This is a genomic window from Polaribacter aestuariivivens (genome assembly GCF_005885675.1).
In the GTDB taxonomy this organism is placed as follows: Bacteria; Bacteroidota; Bacteroidia; order Flavobacteriales; family Flavobacteriaceae; genus Polaribacter; species Polaribacter aestuariivivens.
This window is the reverse complement of sequence record NZ_VANR01000003.1, coordinates 49,871-76,012: the sequence shown is the minus strand read 5'-3', so window position 1 is coordinate 76,012 and position 26,142 is coordinate 49,871. Positions and strand designations below refer to the sequence as shown.

The following is a 26,142-nucleotide window of genomic DNA, read 5'->3' as shown; positions in this document are numbered from 1 at the left end:
GTTTATAAAATAAGGTTGAAAATATTACAATTTATCAATCGCGTTTTCAATTCTTTTAATAGTTTCTTGTTTGCCAATCATTTCCATAATATCAAATAAATGAGGTCCTGCTAATTTACCAACTAAAGACAAACGCAAAGGTTGCATTACTTTACCAAAACCAATTTCTTTATTAGTAATCCAATTTTTAATTACTTTTTCAGTATTTTCTGATGAAAAATCTTGTATTTTTTCAATTTCTGAAATTAATTCTTGCATTAATTCAGCAGTTCCTTCTTTCCAGTTCTTTTTAGATGCTTTTGCATCATATTCAGTAGGAGCTTCAAAAAAGAAATTTGATAATTCCCAAAAGTCGTTCACAAAAACAGCTCTTTCTTTTATTAAAGACACCACTTTTTGAACATAAGATTTGTCGATTTTGCTTGAAATTATATTTTGCTTTGATTGTAAAATAGGAAGGTATAATTCAGCTAATTCTGCATCAGATTTTAGTTGCATATACTGTTGGTTAAACCAATTTGTTTTATCTGGACTAAATTTAGATCCAGATTTACTAACACGTTTTAAATCAAACTCTTGCACTAAATCTTGTAAAGAAAATAATTCTTGTTCTGTACCAGGATTCCAACCTAAAAACGCTAACATATTTATAAAAGCGTCTGCGAAATAACCATCTTCTTTGTATCCTCTAGAAACTTCTCCAGTTTCTTCATTTGTATACGCCAGTGGAAACACAGGGAAACCTAATTTATCGCCATCTCTTTTGCTTAATTTTCCTTTTCCAATTGGTTTTAAAATTAATGGTAAGTGCGCAAATTTTGGAGCTTCCCAACCAAAAGCTTTGTATAGTAAAACATGTAAAGCCATAGATGGTAACCATTCTTCACCACGAATTACATGGCTAATTTCCATTAAATGATCGTCTACAATATTTGCTAAATGATAAGTTGGCATTCCATCAGATTTAAACAAAATTTTATCGTCTAAAATATTTGTGTCTATTTTAATTTCTCCACGAATTTCATCATTCATTACAAGTGTTTCATCTCGTGGAGATTTGAAACGAACTACGTATTTATCACCATTTTCAATTCGGTTTTGTACTTCTTCATCAGTTAAAACTAGTGAGTTTACCAAACGTCCTTTTGAACGATTATGCCAGTTGTAAATAAAGGTTTTTCCTTCAGATTCGTGGTTTTTTCTTTCTAAATCTAATGCTTCAGCAGTATCAAAAGCATAATATGCCCAACCAGAATTTATTAAAATATCTGCATATTTTTTATATAAATCTTTTCGTTCAGATTGCCTGTATGGACCAAATTTTTCGTTTTTTCCTGGACCTTCATCAAAAGGAATATTGGACCAATTTAAAGAGTCGATTATATATTGTTCTGCATTTGCAACATAACGAGTTTGGTCTGTGTCTTCTATTCTTAACACAAAAGTTCCATTATGTTTTTTAGCGAATAAATAATTGTATAAAGCTGTTCTTACACCACCAATGTGTAGAGGTCCTGTAGGACTTGGGGCAAAACGAACACGAACATTAGATTCCATTTTTCTATTTTTTTGATGGCGCAAAGATAGTTTTTTATTGGAAGAGGAGTGAAGTTAGAAAAGAGATAATTTTATAATTTGAAAAAGTTAATTACCTAAAAAAGCCTCAAATAATTTTAAATTATTTGAGGCTTGATTAAATTTTTATTTTAAAACTAAAATTTAAAAAGTATTAAAAATACCAATAGAAAACGCTGTTTGTTTTGCTACATTATTTCCAAAAAATGCATTTCCAAAACCAACTGTTAATCCTAAATCACATAATTGTAAAATTCCTTTTAAACCATAAGCACCATATTCTTGATCGTTTACATATAAACCTGTTAACATGTTGTTTGTAGGTATGTTAACATCTCCATTTTCGAAAGATTTTACAACATCTATATAACCAATTAACCAAATATTCTGAGTGATTTTTCCTCCAAATTCACCTCCAATTTTAAAGTTAGAACTGTAATTGTTCGTTCTTAAATCTGCTCCAATATGTGTTTGTAAAAATGTTTTTCCGAAACTTTTTCCAGCTAAAAATTGAGGTGTAAAAGTAAAAGCATCATAGCCAGTTCTAATTCCTGTAGCATCATCATAAGAACTTGTATTTATTTCTGATAATAACTGTCCAGTTAAAACCCAACCATTGTTATAAAATTGATGTTTTAAACCCAATTGAATGTTTCCAAAAGTAGTTTCAGTTCCAGATTGTGTATTTGCAAAACCTGTTAATAAATTAGAAGCTTCTCCTGTTTTTATAGATTTTAAAGGAACACTAAAAACTAAAGAAGTTTTATTTGTAAAGCCATACTCTCCATAAATTTGGTAAGTTCTATCAGTAATATTTCTTTCTGTATTGTAATCTGGGTCTCCAAAAAGCTCATTATAATCTGAAATTGTGGTATAAGAAAAGTTAATAAATAAATCACCTTTTTCTTTTGTCCATGGACTTTGCGAAAAAATAGATGTTGTTAAAAGAAGTAGTAAAATTGTGCTTATTTTTTTCATAATTTTATTTTATTTTGAATTAGTGGGTATCATTTTTAAATGCTTACAAATTCATTTAACAAATATTTGGATTCAATTTCACGTAAAAATAGTATTTTTATTAGTTGATTATGAGCGCATTTAAAACAATTGAGAAAAAACTACATCAATTTACGAAAAAATACTACGTAAATGAACTGATAAAAGGAAGTATTTTATTTCTTTCTTTAGGGTTCTTATACCTAATTTTTACTCTTTTTATAGAGTATTTTTTATGGCTAAAACCAACTGCAAGAACTTTCCTTTTTTGGGTTTTTATTTTGGTTGAACTTTTTCTACTCATTCGTTTTATAGTCATTCCTATTTTTAAACTGTTAGGTTTACGTAAGGGAATTTCTTTGGAAGAATCATCAAAAATTATTGGTGCACATTTTCCAGAAGTTAACGACAAATTACTGAATGTTTTACAATTGAAAGAAAGCTCAAATCAGTCAGATTTGTTATTGGCGAGTATCAATCAAAAATCGGAAGAATTACAACCAATTCCGTTTGCAAAAGCAGTTGATTTTAAGAAAAACACGAAGTATTTAAAATATGCAATTGTACCTGTTTTAATTTGGTTAATTACCTTAATATCAGGTAATAACGGAATTTTTACACAAAGTTTAGATCGTGTTGTAAATCATAGAAAAGCATACAATCCACCAGCACCATTTTCTTTTTCTTTACAAAATGAAAACCTACAAGTTATTCAAGGAAAACCAATTACAATTATTGTAAACACAGTAGGAACTGTATTACCTTCTGAAGCAAAAATTATTTACGATAATCAGCAGTATTTTTTACAAAATAATGGAAATGGAACTTTCTCATACACATTTTCTGACGTTCAAAAACCAATTAAATTTTTCGTTGAAGCAAATGGAGTACAGTCTCAAAACTTTAATATTGAAATTATAAATACACCAACAATCAACAATATTGCTTTGCAGTTGAATTATCCAAGATATGTTGGAAAGCGAAATGAAACCATTCAAAACACAGGAAATATTATAGTACCAGAAGGCACCAGAATTACATGGAAAGTAGAAGCTTCTCAAACGGATTCTGTAGCATTTATCAACAATAAAAAAAGAAATTTATTCAAAAATATTTCAAGTTCTAATTTTGAATTTTCGAAATACATCAGAAATTCACTCAATTATCAAATAACATCTTCCAATGAAAACTTGAAAGATTATGAAAATTTACAGTTTTCTGTTGGTATTATTAAAGATGAAGTTCCAGAAATTTCTGTACAAACAAATATCGATAGTATTTCACGAGGAACAGCTCAGTTTGCGGGGCAAATATCTGACGATTATGGTTTAAGTAAATTACAAATTGTTTATTACGATGCTATCAATCCTCAAAATCAACAAACATTTAATTTGGAAATTTCAAGAGAAAATATTCAAACTTTTTTCTATCAATTTCCTAACGGATTAAATTTAAAACCAGGTATCAACTACGAATTATTTTTTGAAGTTTTTGATAACGATGCTGTAAACGGAAATAAGAAAGCAAAAAGTAAAGTTTTTAATTACCGACAAAAAACAACCCAAGAAATTGAGCAAGAAATTTTACAAGAACAGCGAAATACGATTAATAGTTTAGAAAATTCCATACAAAAACAAGAAAAACAAGAGAAGGAGCTGAATAAAATTCAAGAAGACTTGCAAAACAAGAAAAAGTTAAGTTGGAATGATAAAAAGAAAGTAGAAAACTTTATAAAACGTCAAGAAAATTACAAAAAAATGATGCAACGTCAAACAGACGAATTGCAAGAAAATTTAGACGAGAAAAAGGAAGAAAATGAGAATCTTCAAGAAAAGAAAGAAGAACTCAAAAAACGAATTGAAGAACTCAAAAAATTAGACAAGCAACAGAAGCTGTTAGACGAAATTCAAAAAATGGCTGATAAATTAAATAAAGAAGATTTAGTAAAAAAAGCCAAAGAATTAGCACAACAAAACAAACAACAAAGGCGAAGTTTAGAGCGTATGTTAGAGCTAACAAAACGTTTTTATGTAGAGCAAAAAACAATGCAAATTGCCAATAAGTTAGAAGAATTGGCAAAAAAACAAGAAACGTTAGCAAATAAAGAAGATGCCACGTTAGAAGACCAGAAAAAAATTAATGAAGAATTTAAAGAATTAAAAAATGAATTAGAGGAATTGGCTAAGGATAACGAAAAATTAAAAGAGCCAATGGAATTGCCAGATGTGGAAGATGAAAAAGAAGCAATTGATAAAGAGTTAAAAAATTCTGAAGAAAATATTAAAAAGCAAGATAAAAATCAAACTAAAAAAAGCCAGAAAAATTCATCTAATAAGATGAAAGAAATGAGTGCAAAAATGCAAAAAGCCATGGAAGCAATGGAAGGTGAATCCATTGAAGAGAATATGGAAGATTTGCGAAAAATTTTAGAAAATTTAGTAACCTTTTCTTTCCAACAAGAAAATTTAATGAATAAATTTAGTGATATTTCAGTTGGTCATCCAGATTATGGTAATGATTTAAAAAAGCAAAATGATATTCGAACGTATTTCGAACATATTGACGATAGTTTGTATGTACTTTCTATGCGATTACCAAAAATATCTACACAAATTCAAGACGATTTATCTACTGCACACTATAATTTGGAGCAATCTTTAGAAAACTTCTCTGAAAACAGATTTAACAATGGAATATCCAACCAGCGTTACGTAATGACTTCGACAAATAATCTTGCAGATTATTTAAGTAATATTTTAAATAATATGAAAAACTCCATGTCAATGAAAATGGGCAAAGGAAAAAAAGGAGATTTTAGTTTACCTGATATTATTAAAAAGCAAGGAGAATTGTCTGAAAAGATGAAAGAAGGTATGAAAAAACAAGGGGAGAAGCCTGGACAAAAATCTGGACAGAAACCAGGAGAAGGTCAAAAAGGTGGTGAAGAAGGAAAGAAACCTGGCGATAAAGGTAAACCTGGAAGTAAAGGAGAAAATGGTAAATCTGGAGATGCTGGAAAGTCAGGAAAAAATGGTAAAGGAGGAAAAGATGGTGAATCAGGTGAAAATGGAAAAGGGAATGGTGAAGGTAATGGTGAAAATGACGATTTAGATGGCGAATTGTATGAAATTTACAAAGAACAATCTAAACTAAGGCAAGAACTTCAAAATGCTATAAAAGAAAGTGAAAATGGTAATCCTGGTGGTAATGCAGCAGCAAAAAAAGCATTAAAAACCATGGAGCAATTAGAAAATGAAATACTAGAAAAAGGTTTTAATGCAGGCACTTTACAAAGAATGCAACGTTTAAATTATGAATTACTAAAATTAGATGCTGCAACATTAGAGCAAGGTGAAGATAAGAAACGAAAATCTACTGCTAATTTTAAAGAAAGTGAACGTAACAAAGTAAAAGCATTGCATTTTAAAAAGCAGTTTTACAATCAAATAGAAATATTAAATAGACAATCATTACCTTTGCAAGAAAATTACAAAATTAAGGTTCGAGAATATTTTTCTGAACCTCAGAAAAAAGAGAAATGATAACTTTTAATTACGAAACTGATTTTAAAATTCTCAACGAAAAGGCGTTAGAAAATTGGATAGTAACTATAATCGAAAATCATAATTGTGAAGCTGGTGAAATCAATTATATTTTTTGTGATGATGCTTATTTACACAAACTAAATGTTGAGTTTTTACAACACGATACATTAACAGATATAATTAGTTTCGATAATTCTTTAGGAAAATTAATTAATGGAGATATTTTTATTTCTGTAGAAAGAGTAGCGGATAATGCAAACGATTTTAAAGTTTCTTTTGAAGATGAACTACACAGAGTAATGATACATGGCATTTTGCATTACATTGGTTTTAAGGATAAAACAGAACCTGAAAGAAAAGAGATGAGAAACCAAGAAAACAATGCTTTGTTAAACCTAATTAACTAATAATCAGTTATTTAAAATTATAGTTTCACGTGGAACAGTAATATATATGAGTTTATTTACAACAATTTATGATGTTATAGTAGTTGGTGGTGGTCACGCAGGTAGTGAAGCAGCAGCAGCAAGTGCAAATATGGGCGCACATACGTTATTAATCACAATGAATTTGCAGAATATTGCACAAATGAGTTGCAATCCTGCAATGGGTGGAATTGCTAAAGGGCAAATTGTTAGAGAAATTGATGCTTTAGGTGGTTATAGTGGAATTGTTACAGACAAAACTGCGATTCAGTTTAAAATGTTGAACAAATCTAAAGGACCTGCAATGTGGAGTCCAAGAGCGCAATCTGATAGAATGCAATTTGCTGAATGTTGGCGAACTATGTTAGAACAAACTGATAATTTAGATTTTTATCAAGATTCTGTAAACGGATTATTATTTGATGAAAACAAAATTATAGGTGTAAAAACAGCTTTAGGTCTAGAGATAAAAGCAAAAACTGTTATCATAACTGCAGGAACTTTTTTAAACGGATTAATACATATTGGCGATAAAAGTTTCGGTGGAGGTAGAGCAGGTGAAGGGGCTTCAACTGGAATTACAGAAGACTTGGTGAAAAAAGGTTTCGAAGCTGGAAGAATGAAAACAGGAACTCCTCCAAGAGTGGATGGAAGGTCTTTAGATTATTCTAAAATGATAGAACAACCTGGTGATGAAATTACAGAAAAGTTTTCTTATTTACCAACATCAAAACCATTAACAGAACAACGTTCTTGTTGGTTGACCTACACAAATTTAAATGTTCACGATTCTCTTAGAGAAGGTTTTGATCGTTCACCAATGTTTAATGGTAGAATACAATCTACAGGACCAAGATATTGTCCTTCTATTGAAGATAAAATAGATCGTTTTGCAACAAAAGATAGGCATCAAATTTTTGTAGAACCAGAAGGTTGGACAACTTGCGAAATGTATGTAAATGGTTTTTCAACTTCACTTCCAGAAGATATTCAGGACAAAGCAATTCGTTCTGTAGAAGGTTTTGAAAACGTAAAGTTTTTAAGATATGGTTATGCAATTGAATATGACTTTTTTCAACCTACACAATTAAAACATTCTTTGGAAACCAAGTTAATTGAAAACTTGTTTTTTGCAGGACAAATAAATGGAACTACAGGTTATGAAGAAGCAGCAGCTCAAGGTTTAATGGCGGGTGTAAATGCTGCTTTAAAAATTCAAAATAAAGAACCATTTATATTAAAAAGAAACGAAGCTTATATTGGGGTTTTAATTGACGATTTAATTACAAAAGGTACTGAAGAGCCATATAGAATGTTTACTTCTCGTGCAGAATATCGAACATTGCTTAGACAAGATAACGCTGATTTACGATTAACTCCAATTGGTTTTGAACTAGGTTTGGCTTCTAAAGAGCGTTTAGATCGAGTATTAGAAAAACAAAGAAAAACAGATTTGTTGGTTGATTTTTTACAAAAAACTAGTGTAACCGAAAATGAAATAAACCCTATTTTGGAAGCAAAAAGTTTGGCGCTCATAAATCAATCTATGAAGTTGTATAAAATTGCTTCAAGACCACAATTAGATTTTTCAGAATTTTATGTAATTGATAAACTGAAAGTTTTTTTAGAAGAAAACAACATCGATAAAGAAATTATTGAACAAGCTGAAATACATTTAAAGTATGCTGGTTATATTGAAAAAGAAAAGAACAATGCAGATAAACTAAACAGGTTAGAGAACGTTGTAATACCTGCTACTTTTAATTATAGTAAAGTAAAATCTTTATCTTTTGAAGCTAGAGAAAAATTAACAAAAATACAACCAACTTCTATTTCTCAAGCAAGTAGAATAAGTGGAGTTTCACCAAGTGATATTTCTGTTCTTTTGGTATATATGGGAAGATAAAAAAGCAAAGAAATTAAAATGTTCCTCGTGGAACAAGTTTTAAACAAACACTCATTAAATTTTATTTTATCCAAATAAATCAAAAATTAAATTTAAAAAAATTGCAACTGTTCCTCGTGGAACATTATTAAAAAAGATTACAAATATGGAGAATGAAAAAGAACTTTATAAAAATTTAGTTCCTTTTTTAAACTGTAAAGATCATACAGTTTCAGGTGAGTTTTTTGAAGTTATGAAAAATGAAGAATACGAAATGTTGGTTACATCTCCTGTTCCATCAGATTTAGATTCGTATTATAAAAGCGATAATTATATTTCTCATACAGATAGTAAAAAAAGTTTTATTGATAAAATATATCAAATTGTAAAAAGCTATACTTTAAAAAGAAAATTATCGTTAATTAACTCTTTTGAAACTGAAGAAAAACAACTTTTAGATATTGGTGCTGGAACAGGAGATTTTTTAAAAACATGTAAAAAGAAAAACTGGAAAGTTTTTGGAGTAGAACCAAATCCAAGTGCAAGAAATATTGCATTAAAAAAAGGAATAGATTTGAAAGAAAATATTTCTGATTTCACAAATGAAAAATTTGATGTAATTACACTTTGGCATGTTTTAGAACATATGGAAAATCTAAAAACAACCATTAAAAAACTTAAAAGTTTATTAAAGCCTAAAGGAAGAATTGTTGTTGCGGTTCCAAATTATAAAAGTTGCGATGCAAATTTTTATAAAGAACATTGGGCAGCTTTTGATGTTCCTAGACATCTTTGGCATTTTTCTCAATTTTCTATTCATAAACTTTTTTCTGAAGTAGAAATGATTGTTGATGAAACACTGCCTATGAAGTTTGATAGCTTTTATGTAGCACTATTAAGTGAAAAATATAAAACAGGAAAATTAAAACCTTTTTTAGCTTTGCATAGAGGTTTTGCTTCAAATTTAAATGCAAGAACTAGTTCAGAGTATTCTTCTCTAATTTATATAATTAAAAACTATTAAAAAGCTCTTTTTAACTTCATAGAAAGAATTTCACATAATAAAACACCTCTAAGTATTATAAAAATAAAAAAACCTCTTAAAATAAGCCTTTTAAGAGGTTTTTTAATAGTTTATACTTATTAAAATAATAATTAATATAAATTTTAACTATTTAATAAATATACACCCAATATTGAGATGATAAAATAGACTGCTAAAGACATTGCTCCTGCATAATCTTTTGCCAAACGTTGTCCTATTAATAAAAAGATTAAAGTAATGGCAGAAAGCTCAATTCCGAAAGAAGCAATTTCTTTTGCTTCTGAAGTGTATAATTGGTATACACCAATCACCATTAATATACCTGCAATAATTTCAATAATTAAAATAATACCTAGTAATAATGGAACACTGTTTTTTAACGGAGAGTTTTTAAAATGTTCTGTAATAAAAGCAACGTTTCCTTTCCAATCTAAAAGTTTATCAATTCCAGATTGAATAAACGTGACAATTAAAAAAAAGAGAATTAGTACTTCTGCTGGATAGTTTGATAAAAAATTCATGGTTTAAATATTTATTTTCCAAATAGTCTTTTAAAAAAACTTTTTGTTTTTTTAGTTGCTTCTTCAATTTCTTCTTTTGCATCTTCTGCTAAATCTGCTAAATTTTCTGCAGCTTCACTTGCAAATTCAGATGCTTTTTCCTTAACATCTTCATACATCTCTCCAGCATCTTCTGCAAATTCACTTACCTTTTCTTTAGCTTCTTCTGAATACTCATTCAGCTTTTCTTTTACTTTGTCCATATTTTCATCAGAAAAAGTTTCGTTTATCTTTTCTTTAGCTACATCAAAAGCTTTGGTTGCATCCTCTTTTAGTTCAGACGCTTTTTCTGAAGCGGCGTTTTTAATTTCATTTGCTTTTTCTTTTAAATTATCTAAGGTTTCTTTAGATTCTTCTGTGACCGTTTTTTTAATTTCTTTTGGTTGTAAGTTGTCTTCTTTTTTTGACATAATTAATTGATTTATAATGTTTTAAATTATTTAAAAGCTTGATCTATAGGTTCCCAAAGCTCTATTTTATTTCCTTCATTATCTAAAATCCATCCAAATTTTCCATAATCATAAGTTTCCATTTCTCCGACAATGGTAACACCTTCTTTTTTTAATTCGGCTAATAATTCTACTAAATTTTCAACCCTATAATTAAACATAAATTCCTTTTTTGAAGGCTCGAAATATTTCGTGTCTTTCGCAAAAGGGCTCCATTGAGTAGATGCGTCTTTCCCTGCTTTATCTTTCCACCAAAAAGTAGATCCATAATCATCTGTATTAAAACCTAAATGTTTTTGATACCAATCTTTGGATGCTGTTGGGTCTTCTGATTTAAAAAATAATCCGCCAATTCCTGTGACTCTTTTTTTCATAATTTTTATTTTATGTCATTTCGATTTTATGGAGAAACCTCATTAAATTAAAGATTTTTCGACCTCGTTTTACTTCGTTCAAAATGACAAAATATTACTTCTTTTTAATATTAGTTTCGTAAATGTCAATCCATTCTTTTACAGTCAATTTTTTACATAATTCAGCAATTAAATTATAAGGAATATCGTCTACTTTTTTAAATCGGATACAACTTTTTCCCATGTCTAATTTGCGAGAATTATGTTTTGGGTATTCATTTACAAACCAATCATGAATTTCTGGAACCGTATAAATACCACTATGATATACATTAATGGAGTTTTTTTGAGAAGCAATATTCATAAAAGGCAAAGGGTCTTCAGGCTTACAGTGGTAACCATTTGGATAAATTTCATGCGGAACAAAATACCCAATCATTCCATATTGAATGCCTTCTTGAAAGTCTTTAGGTAGATTTTCTTTAATGGTTTTTCGTAATTTCTTAAGTGCTTCTTGTCTTTCTTCTGGAACTTGATTGATATAATCTTCTGGAGAATTTGCCTTGTATTGCATGACTTTGAGTTTAAGCCAACAAGTTAACAAAATTTTGCTTTGATTTTATCTACAATTGTTTGTGCTAATTTTTCTTTGCTTTCTATGGTCCAGCCAGCAACATGAGGAGATAAAATTACATTTTGTGAGTTGATTAAGTGATGAAAAGCCTCAGGTATTTTATAATTTTCACTGTCAGGTTGAGCGCAGTCGAAACCTCCTTTTTCTTTCTTAAATAAGTTTTCAAAAGACGTTTTTTCATATTCTAAAACATCTAAACCTGCACCTAAAATTTTACCTGATTTTAATGCAGAAACCAAATCACTAGTTACTACTGATGTTCCACGTGCAGTATTTATCAACCAGAAATTCTTTTTAAAACTATTGATAAAATTTGCATTCACCATATTTTTTGTAAGGTTAGTTTGCGGTGTGTGTAAACTTAAAACATCCGCATTTTCTTGCAGTTCTTGTAAAGAAACCTGGATGCAATTTTCGTCGCCAACGTTTGGTTTTAAATCGTAACAAAGAACATTTACATCAAAACCACGTAGTTTTTTTGCGAACGATTTTCCCATATTTCCATATCCAATTAAACCAACAGTTTTTCCATTGAGTTCAATTCCTCGATTTTCTTCACGTAACCATTTTCCATTTCTCACTTCTTTATCGGCCTTATTCAACTTGTTAAAAAGTGATAATAACATGGCTAAAGAATGTTCTCCAACAGCGTTTCTGTTTCCTTCTGGCGCAGCAATTAATTCGATATTTTTCGATTCTGCATAGGCGCAATCTATATTTTCTAAACCAGCTCCAACTCTTCCAATAAATTTTAGATTTTTGGCTTTATCAAGAAAATTTTTATCAATAGAAAACCTGCTTCTAATAATAAAACCATCGTAATTATGAATTTTAGCTTCAATTTCTTCTTTTGATGATGTGTAATCTTCATCATTTATAAAACCTAAATCAGTCAATTGATTTAATAAAAGCGGATGATTTGTATCTAAATGTAGAATTTTCAAAATAGATTTTTAGATTATTGGATGTTTAGATTTTTAGAGAGGATGAAAATTTTGACATCATCTTAATAATTTGTTGTAATGTATTATTAAGGCTTTTAAGCGTTTCTTTATCAATAAAATTTAAATCTAAAGAAAGTAAAAGTTGAGTTTCAATTTCATAGCAAGAACCTAAAGCTATAGTTAAAAACCTTGCGAAGTCCTTGTTAGATTTTCTTGATGCTCCTTCTGCAATATTTGAAGGTATTGATACTGATGCTCTTCTTAATTGAGAAACTAAACCAAATTTTTCATCTGAAGGAAAACTATTTGAAATATGATAAATATCTTTACAAAAACTTCTACTTAATTGCCAAAATTTTAAATCTTTATAGCGATGCACGGTTTGGTATTTTAGATTAATTTATCCATTTATTAATAATTAAAACAAAAGCCATTATTGGAAAAAGGTAATATGTGTAAAATCTAAAAAACTTATAAAAAAAGTTTGATAAAGGAATGTCCATATTTCTTTTACTTTTTATTTTCTTAGAGATAAAATCAAAAAATATTCTAATTAAAGGAATTAATAAAATATAAAATACTGTAAAATAAATATTTTCTAACATTCTAACTATCCAATAATCTAATAATTTATTTTAGTACTGCTCTTTTTTATTCGGGAAATCGCCACTTTTAACGTCTGTAATATAGCTTTCAAAAGCACCAGTCATGTCTTTATACAAATCTAAATATCTACGTAAAAAACGTGGATGAAATTCATGTGTCATTCCAATCATATCATGAGTTACCAAAACCTGACCATCAACTCCATTTCCAGCGCCAATTCCAATAACTGGAATCGAAATTGCATCAGCAACTTGCTTCGCTAGTTTTGCAGGCACTTTCTCTAAAACAATGGCAAAACAACCAATTCTTTCAAGCATTAAAGCATCTTCCATTAGTTTTTCTGCCTCTTCTTCTTCTTTTGCTCTAACTGTATATGTTCCAAACTTGTAAATAGATTGCGGTGTTAAACCTAAATGCCCCATTACAGGAATTCCTGCATTTAAAATACGTTTTATAGATTCTTTTACCTCTTTACCACCTTCTAATTTTATAGAATGTCCACCAGATTCTTTCATAATTCGAATCGCAGAACGCAAAGCTTCTTTTGGGTCTGATTGGTAACTACCAAAAGGCAAATCTACTACCACCAAACAACGCTCAATTGCTCTTACTACAGAACTTGCATGATAAATCATTTGATCTAATGTAATTGGTAAGGTAGTTTCATGACCAGCCATTACATTAGAAGCAGAATCGCCTACTAATAAAACATCAATTCCTGCGCTATCTAAAATTTTTGCCATGGTATAATCGTAAGCAGTTAGCATAGATATTTTTTCTCCATTTGCTTTCATATCTACCAACGATTTTACGGTAACGCGTTTATATTCTTTTTTAGCTGCAGACATATTTTATAGTTTTTTGTTGTGGTAAAAGTAAGAAAAAGCAATTGATGTTCTACATTTTTTCAATTTTCTAAAAATGAGTTGTTTTAAACAACTATAAAATTAATTTAGTAGCTTTAGCTTTTTAAAAACCAGTAAATTATGTTTCGTGTTGTTATATTTATATTTAGTATTAGTTTTTCTGTGGCTATTTACGGACAAGAAAATAAAGATGAAATTGCCATAAAAAGCGTTATTGATACTTTTTTTGAAGGCTTACATAAAGGTGATAGTACTCTTATGAAATCTACGTTGCATAAAGAAATAAAAATTCAAACGACCTCAATTGATAAAAACGGAACTAAAATATTAAAGACAGATAGTGTAGAAAAATTACTTACAGGAGTTGCCAATAAAAACCCTGAACATATTTATCTAGAAAAATTAACCTCTATAGATGTTAAAATTGATGGTAATTTGGCTTCCGTTTGGACACCTTACGAATTTTATTTCAACGGAAAATTTAGCCATTGTGGAGCAAACTCTTTTCAACTTTTTAACAATAATGGAACTTGGCAAATAATTTATTTGGTGGATATGAGAAGAAGAGAAAATTGCGATGCATTAAAAGAAAAAAAATAGCAGTATATTTGGTGCTTTATTTTATAAATGGCTGACCAACAAAACACAATTAATACCAATAAATGGATAGATAATTATGCAGACTATCTGTTCAATTATGCAATTTCTCGCGTAAATGATAGTAATTTGGCAAAAGATTTGGTACAAGAAACTTTTTTTGCGGGATTAAAATCTGCTAAAAACTTCCAAGGAAAATCTACCGAAAGAACGTGGTTAGTTTCTATTTTAAAAAGAAAAATTATAGATTATTATCGTAAAATTAACTCTAAAAAAGGGAAAGCCGAAGTTAGAATGAATTTTTATGAAAGTGGAGAAAATGAAGGAGATTGGTTGGAAGAAAGAGTACCACAAAGTTGGGACAATGCTTCAGAAAAAAGTATTGAAACAGAAGAACTTAGAAATCAATTAGAAATTTGTATAGATAATTTACCAGAAAAATATGCAATGGTGTTTCGACTCAAAACAATACAAGAGTTTGAAACGGAAGAAATATGTAAGGAGTTGGATATTACTGCGTCAAATTTATGGGTTATCATTCATAGGGCTAGAACACAGCTTAGAAAATGTATGGAAGATAACTGGTTTAATAATTAAAAAATGTTTAAAAAATTAAAAATAACTTGCGACGAAGCAACTACCATCTGCGATAAAAACCAGTATGGAGAAGCCACAACTTTAGAGCTTTTAAAGTTAAACATTCATTTTATAAGATGTAGAATTTGTTCATTATATACGAAACAAAATATAAAAATGACAAAAATTTATAAAGGACACTCTAAAACCTGCAAGCAAGTAACACATTGTATGACAACACAAGACAAAGAAAAATTAAAAAAAGCGTTAGAAGAAACTAGTATTTAGTAAACACTTTTAAAAGATATAAAAACGGAACTTATTATAATAAGTTCCGTTTTTTTGTACTTTTGAAATGTCCTCTCGAGCGCAGTCGAGAGGTATTTATTTTATGGATTTTAATAGGTCTCGACTGCGCTCGACCAGACATAGAAAATGCATTTTTTACCCGATAATATTGACAATTACGTAGTTGAGCACTCTCAAAAAGAACCACAAATTTTACAAGAATTAAGTAGAGAAACTTGGCAAAAAGTACTGAACCCAAGAATGTTAAGTGGTGCTTTTCAGGGCAGAGTTTTGTCTATGATTTCAAAATTAACAACGCCAAGAAATATTCTTGAAATAGGTACATATACAGGGTATTCTGCACTTTGTTTAGCAGAAGGTTTAGCTAAAAATGGCACCATTTTTACGATTGACAAAAATGAAGAGTTAGAAACGCTTCAAAATAAATATTTTGAAAAATCAGGATACAAAAATCAAATAAAACAGTTTGTAGGAAATGCCTTAGAAATTATACCAACAATTGATGAGAAATTTGATTTGGTTTTTATTGATGCTGATAAATCAAACTACATCAATTACTTTAATTTAATTATTAATAAAATGAATTCTGGAGGAATTATTTTGTCTGACAATGTACTTTGGAGTGGAAAAGTTGTAGAAGATTTAGACCCTAAAGATTTAGATACTAAGGTACTTTTAGAATATAATAGCATATTAAATGAAGATGCTAGAATTGAAACTGTTTTACTACCTATTAGAGATGGATTAACAATGAGTAGAGTAAAGTAAAAACTTTAAAATTGTCTTTTAATTGGACCAGTAAAATCCTCTATATCTTTTTGTACACTTTTAAACTCTTCACTTATGCCTTTTGTAGAGTCTTCAGCGGTTTTTTTAATAGACTCAGTTTCTGCTTTCTGAATATCAGAGCTATCTTTAATTTCTCTTTTAATATCATTTGTAGCATCTTTAACCTGACGCATTCCTTTACCTAAACCTCTGGCAATTTCAGGAATTTTATCTGCACCAAAAACCATGACTACAATTAACATAATCACCATAATTTCAGGACCACTAATAAATAAGAATACTATATTCATACCACAAAGATAATGAGATATTTTAATAAATTGCTTTTTCTAATATTGATTAACGTAAATTTCTATTTTTAATTACAATTTGTACCTTTACTAAAAACAATACCAATGTTAATGATTTCCGCTTTTCAGATTACAATATTTTTAGCTTTACTACTTATTTTAGTAGTTTTTGCATTGGTTTTAGCAGCCAAACAAAAAAGCAATATGCGTTTTTTAATTTGGGGAGCTTTTATACTATTTGTGCCATTTGTAGGCGCTTTGGCTTGTATTATTAATTTTTACTCAAATAAAAATGATATTAAAACCATTTAATAACAAACAATAACATGGAAGAAGTAATTTCTGATTTTAGTTTTAGAGCATTTGTTTGGCAAACCTTACAAATTTTAATTTTAGCTTTTTTAGTATATATTTTATACAAAGTTTTTAAAAAAGTAAGAAAAAATAAAAACGTATAGTGATTAAAAAAAATTAAGCCTTAAATACTAATTTTTAAAGTGAAGTTTTGCTTGTCTATCATACATTACAATACTACCAGCTACTGAAACGTTTAAACTTAATTCCGATTTAAATTTAACTAAATGATGCGATTTTTCAATAGCAATTTTAGGCAAACCATGATCTTCTGCACCTAACAAATACACACAACGTTTTGGGTGTACAAAGGTTTCTAATTGTGTTGATTTTTCATGCAGCTCTACACCTACCAATTGTGATCCTTTTGGTAAGTTTTCAAAAAAATCTTCAAACGTTTTGTAATGAAAATAAGGCATAGCACCAACAGCTTTATGTGTATCACAAGCTTGTTTTGCATATCTATTGCCAATTGTAAATATAAAACTTGCGCCCATGTTTTGAGCAGAACGCCATAAAACACCTAAATTTTCGGGTGTTTTTCCATTTTGAATTCCAATACCAAAAAAACCTTGTTCTAAGTTATTTACCATTATTTCTTAATCAACATTCGCTTAATTTCGTTCAATTTATCAATGTTTCAATGGGTGTTAAAGTATCGATATTTGTTGATTAAAAAAAATCCAAAACCTCACACAATTTTTTGTGTAAGTTAAAAAAAACATTCAATGTTTGGGGATTAACAAGTGCTTTTTTTACTTTAGGTTTATAAAATAGATTGCATTCTAATTAAGAAAAAAAATAACTTACTTTTTAGTTGTAAAAATTGAATATGTATGAAAAAAACTTACATTAAGCCCAGATAATAAAACAATTATTAAAGAAGAATGTAATAAACAATAAATATTATGAAAACAATAATTTTTACACTATTAATAGTGACAGCCATATCATGTAAAGCACAAACCCCAATAGTTGGTTTAGATGCGCCTTCTAATACACCTAAAGGAGCTTACTACAAAGATTTAACCAACGAGTTAGATAAATTTGTAGGTACTTGGAAATTTGAGAATACAAATGAGCAGTTTTTAATAACATTAAAGAAAAAAGATAAGTATTTTATAGCTCCAGATTATCATGATATTTTAATTGGAGAATATGTTTATAATAAAAATCGAGTTGAAATAGTAAATACCTTGAGTAATTTTGGTGGTAAGCAAATAGCAAATTTAGGTGGTGCTTTTATTGTAAAACCCAATGAAAGACCTAAATGTATTTCTTGCACATCTAATGAGCGTAGAATAGAAATGTATTTTAATGACCCAGAAAGAGATTATTTACAATCTACCATTGTTTTAAGGTTTATACCTAATAGCAATCCCCAAAAATTATCTGCTGTAATTTATAGTAATGATAGCATAATTTTACCTTACGACGATGCTCCACAAGAACCTAGAGTACCTTATGGAGAATATTTACTGATAAAACAATAAGTAACTAAAATAAACTCTTTTAATTTTTTTAAAGGAGTTTATTTTTCACTTATATTGATTTTATTTATCTATAGGAATCAAAAATAAATTTAGATTTATATAAGAAGATGAGGTATAAAGAGATTGTCTTTAAAACAATAATTTTTACACTATTAATAGTGGCAGCTATATCATGTAAAGCACAAAACCCAATAGTTGGTTTAGATGCGCCTTCTAATACACCTAAAGGAGCATACTACAAAGATTTAAACAACGAGTTAGATAAATTTGTAGGTACATGGAAGTTTCAATCTACAGACAGTGAGATGTTAATTATAATACAAAAAAAACATAAAATCAAAATTAGGGATATCTTTAGAGATTATTTAGTTGCTGAATATTCTTATAAGAAAAATGGTACTGAATTAGTAAATACTTTAGCTAATTTAAATTCTAATAAAGAAGAAAACATAGGAGGTTCATATATAATAAAACCAAATGAAAGACCTAAATGTATTACTTGCACATCTAATGAGCGTAGAATAGAAATGTACTTTAATGATCCAGAAAGAGATTATTTACAATCTACCATTGTTTTAAGGTTTATACCTAATAGCAATCCCCAAAAATTATCTGCTGTAATTTATAGTAATGATAGCATAATTTTACCTTACGATGATGCTCCGCAAGAACCTAGAGTACCTTATGGAGAATATTTACTGATAAAACAATAAGTAACTAAAGTAAACTCTTTTAATTTTTAAAGGAGTTTATTTTTTAATCAACATTCGCTTAATTTCGTTCAATTTCATCAATGTTTCAATGGGTATTAAAGTATCAATATTTGTTGATTAAAAAAAATCCAAAACCTCATACAATTTTTTACTCTAAAACAAAAATTTGCGTTTTTATAATTCTTAAAATTTCTAAAACAGTTTTTTTAAATTATTATTCGGAGCTAAAAACATTTCACAAACAACTCAAAATTAATTAATTAAAAAACAGCTATCCCTGAGCTCAGGGATATGTATCCCTGAATTCAGGGATACAAAAAATATACGGTGCTCAGGGATTGACAAGTACTTTTTTATCGTTTATGTTTACCAAATAAAATAATTGCTAAAAAACTATGGTAAAAGAAAAAGAGATTTTCCTTCTATTTTATGCTAGTTAAAAAACATAAAACCTTGTTTTTAATATTAAATAATAAGGGTTAAAAGAACTTTTTATAGAGATATAAATGGTTGTGTACAATTAAACTAACTTAAAGTCAATATTAAGGACTGACAATCCAACTTCGGAAATGTGAAAGTTGAAACCGAAATAAAATAATAAGTAAACCGAGTTATTGAAAATCGAAAGAGTAAAATGAACTTATAAATAAATCAAAATGAAAATTTTATTTTGGCAAATATTTTTGATAGTAATTGCCGTTTTAGTAGTATTATTTATTAAAAAAAAATTAAATGAAAACTAAATTAAAAATTATTACCTTTTCTTAACGATTATTTCTTTTTCATGTTCAGATGAGGAATTACTTATAAAAGAAGAAAAGTTAACAAAAGAAAAATTGATTGAACATCTAAAAAAAAGAAACAATAATTATACTTTTCAAGATGAATCAACTTTTCTCTTAAGCAAATCAAAAAATAAATTACCAGAACCTATATATTTTGATAATATTGAAGAGATGGACGTTTTTTTAAATAGAATGGAGTCAATAACAAATGGATCTTCTAATTCAGCAGTCATTACGCATGCACCACCAAATGATGGAGGTGGAGGAGGTGATGATGAAGGATACTTTAAAAAAAGTGCTTACATTGGAGGTTTTGGTGTTTATATGAATGTTGGTTTCAATTTTAATGGCTGTTCAGGAAGTAATTTAAACTCATGGATATCTGGATTTACACTGGGTGTCACTTGGCATCACACAGGTGGTAGCCTTTCAACAAGTGCTCAAAATGACAGAATTAATTTTACAGTTATTGGTTATATGAATTATAATATATTTGTTGAAAGTATAGGAACTGTATTTACACAAAATTCAACATTCAGTGACCATAAACCTTGTAACTAATAATTCTATTTATGTTCTATTTTATTTATCAAAATAACTGTACACAACAATCCGTATATAATTTATTGCTAGTTCTAGCTTAAATACGAAAATCCTCGCGGATTTCTATTCGGTTTTTATTTGCTAAATTAGGTGCTTAAACACGCCACTAATCATACACATAAACATTATTTCTTCGTCAACATCCGCTTAATTTCGTTCAATTTCATTAACGCTTCTATGGGTGTTAGCGTATCAATATTTGTCGATAAAATCTCGTCTCTAATATTTTCTAAAAGCGGGTCATCTAACTGAAAAAAACTGAGTTGCATTTCTTCGTGTTGCGTTTGTTTTAAAACATCTTTAACGTCCGCATTTTTATTGTTTTTCTCTAATTGCGCCAATATTTTATTCGCTCTACGAATCACCATATTGGGCATTCCAGCCAATTTTGCTACATGAATACCAAAACTGTGATTAGAGCCGCCAGAAACGAGCTTACGAAGGAAAATAATATTGTCTTCCAATTCTTTTACAGATACATTAAAGTTTTTAATGCGTTCGAAAGTAGCAGTCATTTCGTTTAATTCGTGATAATGAGTCGCGAATAATGTTTTTGCTTTGGATGGGTGTTCGTGTAAAAACTCAGAAATTGCCCAAGCAATCGAAATTCCATCATAAGTAGAGGTTCCTCTACCAATTTCATCTAATAAAATTAAACTACGTTCAGAAACATTATTTAAGATGGAAGCAGTTTCATTCATTTCTACCATAAAAGTAGATTCGCCCATAGAAATATTATCACTCGCTCCAACTCTGGTAAAAATCTTATCTACAATACCAATTTTTGCATTTTGTGCAGGTACGTAACTTCCCATTTGTGCCAATAGTACAATGAGTGCTGTTTGTCTTAAAATGGCTGATTTACCAGACATATTAGGTCCAGTAATCATAATTATTTGTTGTTGATTTCTGTTTAAAACAACATCATTAGCAATATACGTTTGGTCTATTGGCAATTGTTTTTCAATAACAGGATGCCTTCCATTTTTAATTTCCAAATCTGTGCTTTCATCCATAATAGGGCGCACATAATTATTGTCTACTGCTAAAACAGAAAAAGAGAGTAAGCAGTCAATTTTTGCAATAATTTGCGCATTTTCTTGCACTTTTTGTACAAAACCTATGACATATTGCAATAATTTAGAAAAAATTTCTTGCTCTAAAATCTGAATTTTTTCTTCTGCACCTAAAATTTTGGTTTCGTACTCTTTAAGTTCTTCAGTGATGTATCTTTCAGCAGAAACCAAAGTTTGTTTACGAATCCATGTATCAGGAACTTTGTCTTTATGCGTATTTCTCACTTCAATATAATACCCAAAAACATTATTAAAAGCAATTTTTAAACTTGTGATTCCTGTTGCTTCAGTTTCTCGAGCCAACATATCATTTAAATACTGTTTTCCTGAAGATGAAATTGCGCGTAAATCGTCTAATTCTTGATGTACACCATTGGCAATTGCATTTCCTTTATTAATGTTTACAGGTGCATCATCAAACAAGGTTTCCGTAATTTTTTCAATTAAAACTTCGCAAGTATGTAGTTGATTTCCGAGTTCTTTTACGGCTTTATTTTTACTTTTTTGTGATGCTACTTTTATTGGTAAAATGGCTTTTAAAGAATCTTTTAACAATACAATTTCTCTTGGTGAAGCTTTGCCTGTTGCCACTTTAGAAATGAGTCTTTCTAAATCGGAAATTTGTTTTAATTGATAAGTTACTGTTTTTGAAAAATCACTTGAATCTATAAAAAACTTTACCAATTCATGCCTGTTTTTAATCTCGTCGATATTTTTTAAAGGAAGTGCCAACCAGCGTTTTAACAATCTTCCTCCCATTGGCGAAATGGTTTTATCAATAACATCTAAAAGTGTTACTGCATTTACTGAGTTTGGGTTGTATAACTCTAAATTTCTAACCGTAAAACGATCCATCCAAACATAATTATCTTCTGCAATTCTGCTAATATTTTGAATGTGTTTTAACTGGTTGTGTTGTGTTTCTGATAAATAATACAACACAGCACCAGCTGCAATAATTCCGTTTTTTAAATCTTGTACGCCAAAACCTTTTAGTGTTTTTACTTCAAAATGATTTTGCAAAGTTTCGTTGGCATATTCCGTTTGAAAAATCCAATCATCCAGATAAAAAGTATAATATCTATTTTCAAAAAGCTCTAAAAATTGCTGTTTGTGTTGTTTTTGAACTAAAACCTCACTTGGAGAAAAGTTTTGTAATAGTTTATCTATATATTCTGCAGTGCCTTGAGCTACTAAATATTCGCCTGTAGAAACATCTAAAAACGAAATTCCGAGTTGTTTTTTATCAAAATGAACCGCAGCTAAAAAATTGTTTTTTTTAGTTTGTAAAACTTCATCATTTAAAGAAACTCCAGGAGTTACCAATTCAGTGACACCACGTTTTACGATGGTTTTGGTCATTTTTGGATCTTCCAATTGATCGCAAATTGCCACACGCATTCCTGCTTTTACCAACTTTGGTAAATAGGTATTTAAAGAATGATGAGGAAAACCAGCCAAGGCAGTTTCAGAATCGCTTCCAGCACCTCTTTTTGTAAGTGTAATTCCTAAAACACCAGCTGCTTTTATAGCATCTTCACCAAATGTTTCGTAAAAATCTCCCACGCGAAAAAGCAACATAGCATCAGGATATTTATTCTTGATTGCATTGTACTGTTTCATTAAAGGCGTTACCTTTTTTGATTTGGATTTTGCCAAGGTTTTGGAAATTTTCAGTTAGTTTTGCGAAGATATAAAATATAGTTGTTAGTGTTTAGTTTTTGGTTATTAGTTAAGACACCAAAAACTATAAACCACAAACCAACAACCAAAGTATATGAGAAAACTTAAAAATAACGAGTTAGGTAGAATTACAGTTGATGAATTTAAATCTGTTGAAAAAACGCCTTTAATTGTAGTTTTAGACAATATTAGAAGTTTAAATAATATTGGTTCTGTGTTTAGAACTTCTGATGCTTTTTTAATTGAAAAAATATATTTATGTGGTATTTGTGCAACACCACCCAACAAAGAAATTCATAAAACAGCTTTGGGTGCAACTGAATCTGTAGATTGGGAATACAAAGAAAATACTTTAGAGCTGATTAAAAAGTTACAAAACGAAAATGTAAAAGTGCTTTCTATTGAACAGGCAGAAAACAGCACAAAATTAGATGTTTTTCATCCTAAAAAAGGTGAAAAGTATGCAATTGTTATGGGAAATGAGGTAAAAGGTGTACAACAAGAAGTGGTAAATGCTTCTGATTTGTGTATAGAAATTCCGCAATTGGGTACGAAACACTCTTTAAATATTTCTGTAACAACAGGTGTTGTAATTTGGGATTTGTTTTGTAAAATGAAGTTGTAACTGTTTTGATTTTCTTGCAAAATTAGAAATGCAAAACTATTTTTTAAACAAGTAATATACTTTTAACTTCAAAAAAAGCTAATTAACAAGCCAGCGTTAGCGATTGAAACGGCATCCTTTTTGTTTTTCACAAAAAGATATAGTGGAAAGCGCGACCTGAAAGGAAACGCCCTAAAACCCTAAAACGAGTTTCGCAATTGAAAAGTAAATAAGAATTCCTAAAATATCATTACTGGTTGTAATAAAAGGGCCAGTTGCCAATGCAGGATCTATGCCTCTTTTTGCCAAAATAATAGGGATAAATGTTCCAATAATTGAAGCGATTATAATTACAGAAATTAAGGAAGTTGCAACAGTAATTCCTAAATTTAAGCCAAAACCTAAAAACAACATTCCTGCAGACATTAACAAAGCTGCCAAAACAAATCCGTTTAACAAACCTTGTAAAATTTCTTTTAAAAGTCTTTTAAATAAAGAACCTTTTAAACTGTCGTTAGCCAAACCTTGCACAATAATTGCGGAAGATTGTACACCTACATTTCCTGCCATTGCTGCAATTAATGGTGTAAAAAAGAATAATTCTGGATAATTATTCATTGCACTATCAAAACTACCAAGAACAGAAACTGAAATAAAGCCTCCAAAAAGTGCTAAAATTAACCAAGGCAAACGTGCTTTTGTAATTTCCCAAATGGTGTCATTTGCTTCTACATCTTGTGAGAATCCTGCTGCCATTTGGTAGTCTTTATCAGCTTCGTCTCTAATTACGTCTACAATATCGTCAATGGTAATTCTACCAACCAAAACGTTGTTATCATCCACAACAGGAATGGCTTCTAGATCGTATTTTGCCATAATTTTTGCCACTTCTTCATCATCTTCGTGAACATTTACAGCATCTACTTTTGGCTTTAAAATATCGGCAATTTTTTGGTCAGATTTTGAGGTAATTAAATCTTTTAAAGACAACCTACCTACCAATTTATCTTCTTTATCTACTACGTAAATGGAATGTACTCTGGTTACTTCTTTTGCTTGACCACGAATTCTTCGCATACAGCCAGCAACCGTCCAAGTTTCGTATACTTTTACAAGTTCTTTTGCCATTAAAGCGCCTGCAGTATTATCGTCATAAGATAATAACTCTTTAATATCTGCAGCTAAATCATCGTCTTCAAGAGCATTTATTACACGTCTTTGACGTTCTTCGGAAAGTTCACCAATAATATCTGCAGCGTCATCAGAATCCATCTCTCCAATTTCGTCAGCAATTTCTCTGGCAGATAAATTTTCTAAGATTTTTTCACGCGTGTCTTCATCTAACTCTGTTAGAATTTCAGATGTTTTTTCGCTGTCTAAAAGCTTGATAATGTAAATTGCTTCGTCGAAATTTAACTCATCTAAAACTTCTGCAATATCTGCAAAATGCACTTCAGAAAAGAACGCAGATATTTCCTTATCGTTTTTAGAAGCGATAAGTTCTTTTAGATTGTCTAGAAATTCTTCATTAATTTCCAATATCATTTGCTGCTAATTTTTGCGTAAGTGAAATAAAATCTTGAACAGATAATTGTTCAGGACGTTTCGCAAATATAGGGTCTTCTTTTAAGGTTTCCGAAAGATTGAAAGATTTTAAACTGGAACGCAACATTTTTCTACGTTGATTAAAGGCTGTTTTTACAACTCTAAAAAACAATTTCTCGTTTACAGGAAGTGAATAATCTTTTTTTCTTGTGAAACGAATTACACCAGAATCTACTTTTGGTGGCGGATTAAAAACGCTTGGTGGAACTGTAAAAAGATATTCTACATCAAAAAATGCTTGTGTTAACACAGATAGTATTCCGTAAACTTTACTGCCTTCTTTTTCTGCAATTCTCATAGCTACTTCTTTTTGAAACATGCCTGCAAATTCTGCTACATATTCTCTGTTTTCAATAGCTTTAAAAACAATTTGGGTGGAGATGTTGTATGGGAAATTGCCAATAATTGCAACTTGTTTTTTATCGAAAATTTCTGAAATTTCTTTCTTTAAAAAATCACCTTCAATAATTTCAAACTTTTCTTTAGAGGTGTTTAAGTTGAGGTGTTCTACTGGAAACACTTCTTTTAAGTATACTACAGATTCTCGATCTAATTCTAAAACGGTAACTTTTGATTTTTTTTGAAGTAGATATTTTGTTAAAACACCCATTCCTGGACCAATTTCTAAGACGTCATCATAACCATTTTCCGTTAAAGCATCTGCAATATCTTTTGCAATAATTTCATCGGTTAAAAAATGTTGGCCTAAATGTTTTTTTGCTTTTACACTCATTTAATTAAAATTGGTTTACAAATGTACTGTTAAAAATTGGTAATTTTTT

Annotated in this window: 27 protein-coding genes; 13 read left to right on the top strand and 14 right to left on the bottom strand. The window is 29.5% G+C overall.

The genetic code is table 11. The features are described from left to right. Positions 1-24: 24 nt before the first annotated feature. Together gltX and FDT66_RS06325 are read right to left on the bottom strand one after the other, a co-directional pair. Positions 25-1,557: a glutamate--tRNA ligase gene (gene gltX / locus FDT66_RS06330; RefSeq protein ID WP_138535327.1), complete on the bottom strand. Its 1,533-nt coding sequence runs from the start codon at positions 1,555-1,557 to the stop codon at positions 25-27. A gap of 162 nt (positions 1,558-1,719) precedes the next feature. Next, positions 1,720-2,553, bottom strand: a complete 834-nt coding sequence (locus FDT66_RS06325; RefSeq protein ID WP_138535326.1) for a hypothetical protein — start codon at positions 2,551-2,553, stop codon at positions 1,720-1,722. 110 nt (positions 2,554-2,663) lie between these two features. Between FDT66_RS06325 and FDT66_RS06320 the strand changes: the two genes are divergently transcribed. The 4 genes from FDT66_RS06320 (at position 2,664) to FDT66_RS06305 (ending at position 9,450) form a co-directional block, all read left to right on the top strand. Next, the gene (locus FDT66_RS06320; protein WP_138535325.1) at positions 2,664-6,113 is read left to right on the top strand and encodes a DUF4175 family protein; all 3,450 of its coding nucleotides are present in this window, start codon (positions 2,664-2,666) and stop codon (positions 6,111-6,113) included. Next, positions 6,110-6,523 (top strand): rRNA maturation RNase YbeY, encoded by a 414-nt coding sequence (gene ybeY / locus FDT66_RS06315; protein ID WP_138535324.1) that lies wholly within the window; start codon positions 6,110-6,112, stop codon positions 6,521-6,523. The genes FDT66_RS06320 and ybeY overlap by 4 nt, the downstream gene beginning before the upstream one ends. Positions 6,524-6,569: 46 nt before the next feature. Beyond that, a complete protein-coding gene (gene mnmG / locus FDT66_RS06310) occupies positions 6,570-8,447 on the top strand; it encodes a tRNA uridine-5-carboxymethylaminomethyl(34) synthesis enzyme MnmG (protein ID WP_138535323.1) in 1,878 nt (625 codons plus the stop codon). A 145-nt stretch (positions 8,448-8,592) separates the two neighbouring features. Continuing rightward, positions 8,593-9,450 (top strand): class I SAM-dependent methyltransferase, encoded by an 858-nt coding sequence (locus FDT66_RS06305; protein WP_138535322.1) that lies wholly within the window; start codon positions 8,593-8,595, stop codon positions 9,448-9,450. A gap of 143 nt (positions 9,451-9,593) precedes the next feature. Here FDT66_RS06305 and FDT66_RS06300 read toward each other — a convergent pair whose 3' ends face one another. The 7 genes from FDT66_RS06300 to panB all read right to left on the bottom strand — a co-directional run bounded on the left by FDT66_RS06300 (position 9,594) and on the right by panB (position 13,865). Next, positions 9,594-9,992: a DoxX family membrane protein gene (locus FDT66_RS06300; RefSeq protein ID WP_138535321.1), complete on the bottom strand. Its 399-nt coding sequence runs from the start codon at positions 9,990-9,992 to the stop codon at positions 9,594-9,596. Positions 9,993-10,003: 11 nt separating this feature from the next. Further along, a complete protein-coding gene (locus tag FDT66_RS06295) occupies positions 10,004-10,441 on the bottom strand; it encodes a hypothetical protein (RefSeq protein ID WP_138535320.1) in 438 nt (145 codons plus the stop codon). A gap of 26 nt (positions 10,442-10,467) precedes the next feature. Next, entirely contained in the window at positions 10,468-10,854 is a 387-nt protein-coding gene (locus tag FDT66_RS06290) for a VOC family protein (RefSeq protein WP_138535319.1), read from the bottom strand. Positions 10,855-10,948: 94 nt separating this feature from the next. Next, entirely contained in the window at positions 10,949-11,407 is a 459-nt protein-coding gene (locus tag FDT66_RS06285; RefSeq protein ID WP_138535318.1) for a DUF1801 domain-containing protein, read from the bottom strand. Between the two features lie 23 nt (positions 11,408-11,430). After that, on the bottom strand, positions 11,431-12,411 hold the full coding sequence (locus FDT66_RS06280) for a 2-hydroxyacid dehydrogenase (RefSeq protein WP_138535317.1): 981 nt from the start codon (positions 12,409-12,411) through the stop codon (positions 11,431-11,433). Between the two features lie 25 nt (positions 12,412-12,436). Further along, on the bottom strand, positions 12,437-12,790 hold the full coding sequence (locus FDT66_RS06275; protein ID WP_138535316.1) for a four helix bundle protein: 354 nt from the start codon (positions 12,788-12,790) through the stop codon (positions 12,437-12,439). A 256-nt stretch (positions 12,791-13,046) separates the two neighbouring features. After that, positions 13,047-13,865 carry a 3-methyl-2-oxobutanoate hydroxymethyltransferase gene (gene panB, locus FDT66_RS06270; RefSeq protein WP_138535315.1) on the bottom strand — a complete coding sequence of 273 codons (819 nt, stop codon included), beginning with the start codon at positions 13,863-13,865 and terminating at the stop codon, positions 13,047-13,049. A 138-nt stretch (positions 13,866-14,003) separates the two neighbouring features. Here panB and FDT66_RS06265 point away from each other — a divergent pair, with 138 nt between their 5' ends. The 4 genes from FDT66_RS06265 (at position 14,004) to FDT66_RS06250 (ending at position 16,133) form a co-directional block, all read left to right on the top strand. After that, on the top strand, positions 14,004-14,483 hold the full coding sequence (locus tag FDT66_RS06265; RefSeq protein WP_138535314.1) for a nuclear transport factor 2 family protein: 480 nt from the start codon (positions 14,004-14,006) through the stop codon (positions 14,481-14,483). 27 nt (positions 14,484-14,510) lie between these two features. Then, positions 14,511-15,077, top strand: a complete 567-nt coding sequence (locus tag FDT66_RS06260; RefSeq protein WP_138535313.1) for a sigma-70 family RNA polymerase sigma factor — start codon at positions 14,511-14,513, stop codon at positions 15,075-15,077. A gap of 3 nt (positions 15,078-15,080) precedes the next feature. Further along, complete coding sequence (locus FDT66_RS06255) at positions 15,081-15,344, top strand: hypothetical protein (protein WP_138535312.1); 264 nt, start codon at positions 15,081-15,083, stop codon at positions 15,342-15,344. 147 nt (positions 15,345-15,491) lie between these two features. Continuing rightward, positions 15,492-16,133 carry an O-methyltransferase gene (locus FDT66_RS06250; protein WP_138535311.1) on the top strand — a complete coding sequence of 214 codons (642 nt, stop codon included), beginning with the start codon at positions 15,492-15,494 and terminating at the stop codon, positions 16,131-16,133. A gap of 5 nt (positions 16,134-16,138) precedes the next feature. Here the strand turns inward: FDT66_RS06250 and FDT66_RS06245 are convergent, their stop codons facing one another. Next, the gene (locus tag FDT66_RS06245) at positions 16,139-16,444 is read right to left on the bottom strand and encodes a Sec-independent protein translocase subunit TatA/TatB (protein WP_138535310.1); all 306 of its coding nucleotides are present in this window, start codon (positions 16,442-16,444) and stop codon (positions 16,139-16,141) included. Between the two features lie 105 nt (positions 16,445-16,549). On the opposite strand from FDT66_RS06245, the gene FDT66_RS06240 reads away from it, so the two are divergent. Continuing rightward, the gene (locus FDT66_RS06240) at positions 16,550-16,756 is read left to right on the top strand and encodes a hypothetical protein (RefSeq protein WP_138535309.1); all 207 of its coding nucleotides are present in this window, start codon (positions 16,550-16,552) and stop codon (positions 16,754-16,756) included. 173 nt (positions 16,757-16,929) lie between these two features. Here the strand turns inward: FDT66_RS06240 and FDT66_RS06235 are convergent, their stop codons facing one another. Further along, positions 16,930-17,391 carry an RNA methyltransferase gene (locus tag FDT66_RS06235; RefSeq protein WP_138535308.1) on the bottom strand — a complete coding sequence of 154 codons (462 nt, stop codon included), beginning with the start codon at positions 17,389-17,391 and terminating at the stop codon, positions 16,930-16,932. A gap of 315 nt (positions 17,392-17,706) precedes the next feature. Here FDT66_RS06235 and FDT66_RS06230 point away from each other — a divergent pair, with 315 nt between their 5' ends. From FDT66_RS06230 to FDT66_RS06220, 3 genes are all read left to right on the top strand, one after another. Then, positions 17,707-18,291, top strand: a complete 585-nt coding sequence (locus tag FDT66_RS06230) for a DUF6705 family protein (RefSeq protein WP_138535307.1) — start codon at positions 17,707-17,709, stop codon at positions 18,289-18,291. A 107-nt stretch (positions 18,292-18,398) separates the two neighbouring features. After that, the gene (locus FDT66_RS06225) at positions 18,399-19,004 is read left to right on the top strand and encodes a DUF6705 family protein (protein WP_317130841.1); all 606 of its coding nucleotides are present in this window, start codon (positions 18,399-18,401) and stop codon (positions 19,002-19,004) included. 836 nt (positions 19,005-19,840) lie between these two features. After that, positions 19,841-20,350 carry a hypothetical protein gene (locus FDT66_RS06220; RefSeq protein WP_138535305.1) on the top strand — a complete coding sequence of 170 codons (510 nt, stop codon included), beginning with the start codon at positions 19,841-19,843 and terminating at the stop codon, positions 20,348-20,350. A 167-nt stretch (positions 20,351-20,517) separates the two neighbouring features. Here the strand turns inward: FDT66_RS06220 and mutS are convergent, their stop codons facing one another. Then, positions 20,518-23,091, bottom strand: coding sequence for a DNA mismatch repair protein MutS (mutS, locus tag FDT66_RS06215; protein WP_394347927.1), 2,574 nt, complete (start codon positions 23,089-23,091; stop codon positions 20,518-20,520). A gap of 154 nt (positions 23,092-23,245) precedes the next feature. Between mutS and FDT66_RS06210 the strand changes: the two genes are divergently transcribed. Beyond that, complete coding sequence (locus tag FDT66_RS06210; RefSeq protein ID WP_138535303.1) at positions 23,246-23,776, top strand: RNA methyltransferase; 531 nt, start codon at positions 23,246-23,248, stop codon at positions 23,774-23,776. Positions 23,777-23,947: 171 nt separating this feature from the next. Here the strand turns inward: FDT66_RS06210 and mgtE are convergent, their stop codons facing one another. Both mgtE and rsmA read right to left on the bottom strand, forming a co-directional pair. After that, positions 23,948-25,300, bottom strand: a complete 1,353-nt coding sequence (mgtE, locus tag FDT66_RS06205) for a magnesium transporter (protein ID WP_138535302.1) — start codon at positions 25,298-25,300, stop codon at positions 23,948-23,950. Next, positions 25,284-26,093, bottom strand: coding sequence for a 16S rRNA (adenine(1518)-N(6)/adenine(1519)-N(6))-dimethyltransferase RsmA (gene rsmA, locus FDT66_RS06200; RefSeq protein WP_138535301.1), 810 nt, complete (start codon positions 26,091-26,093; stop codon positions 25,284-25,286). Before rsmA ends, mgtE begins: the two co-directional genes overlap by 17 nt. Between the last annotated feature and the right edge of the window lie 49 nt (positions 26,094-26,142).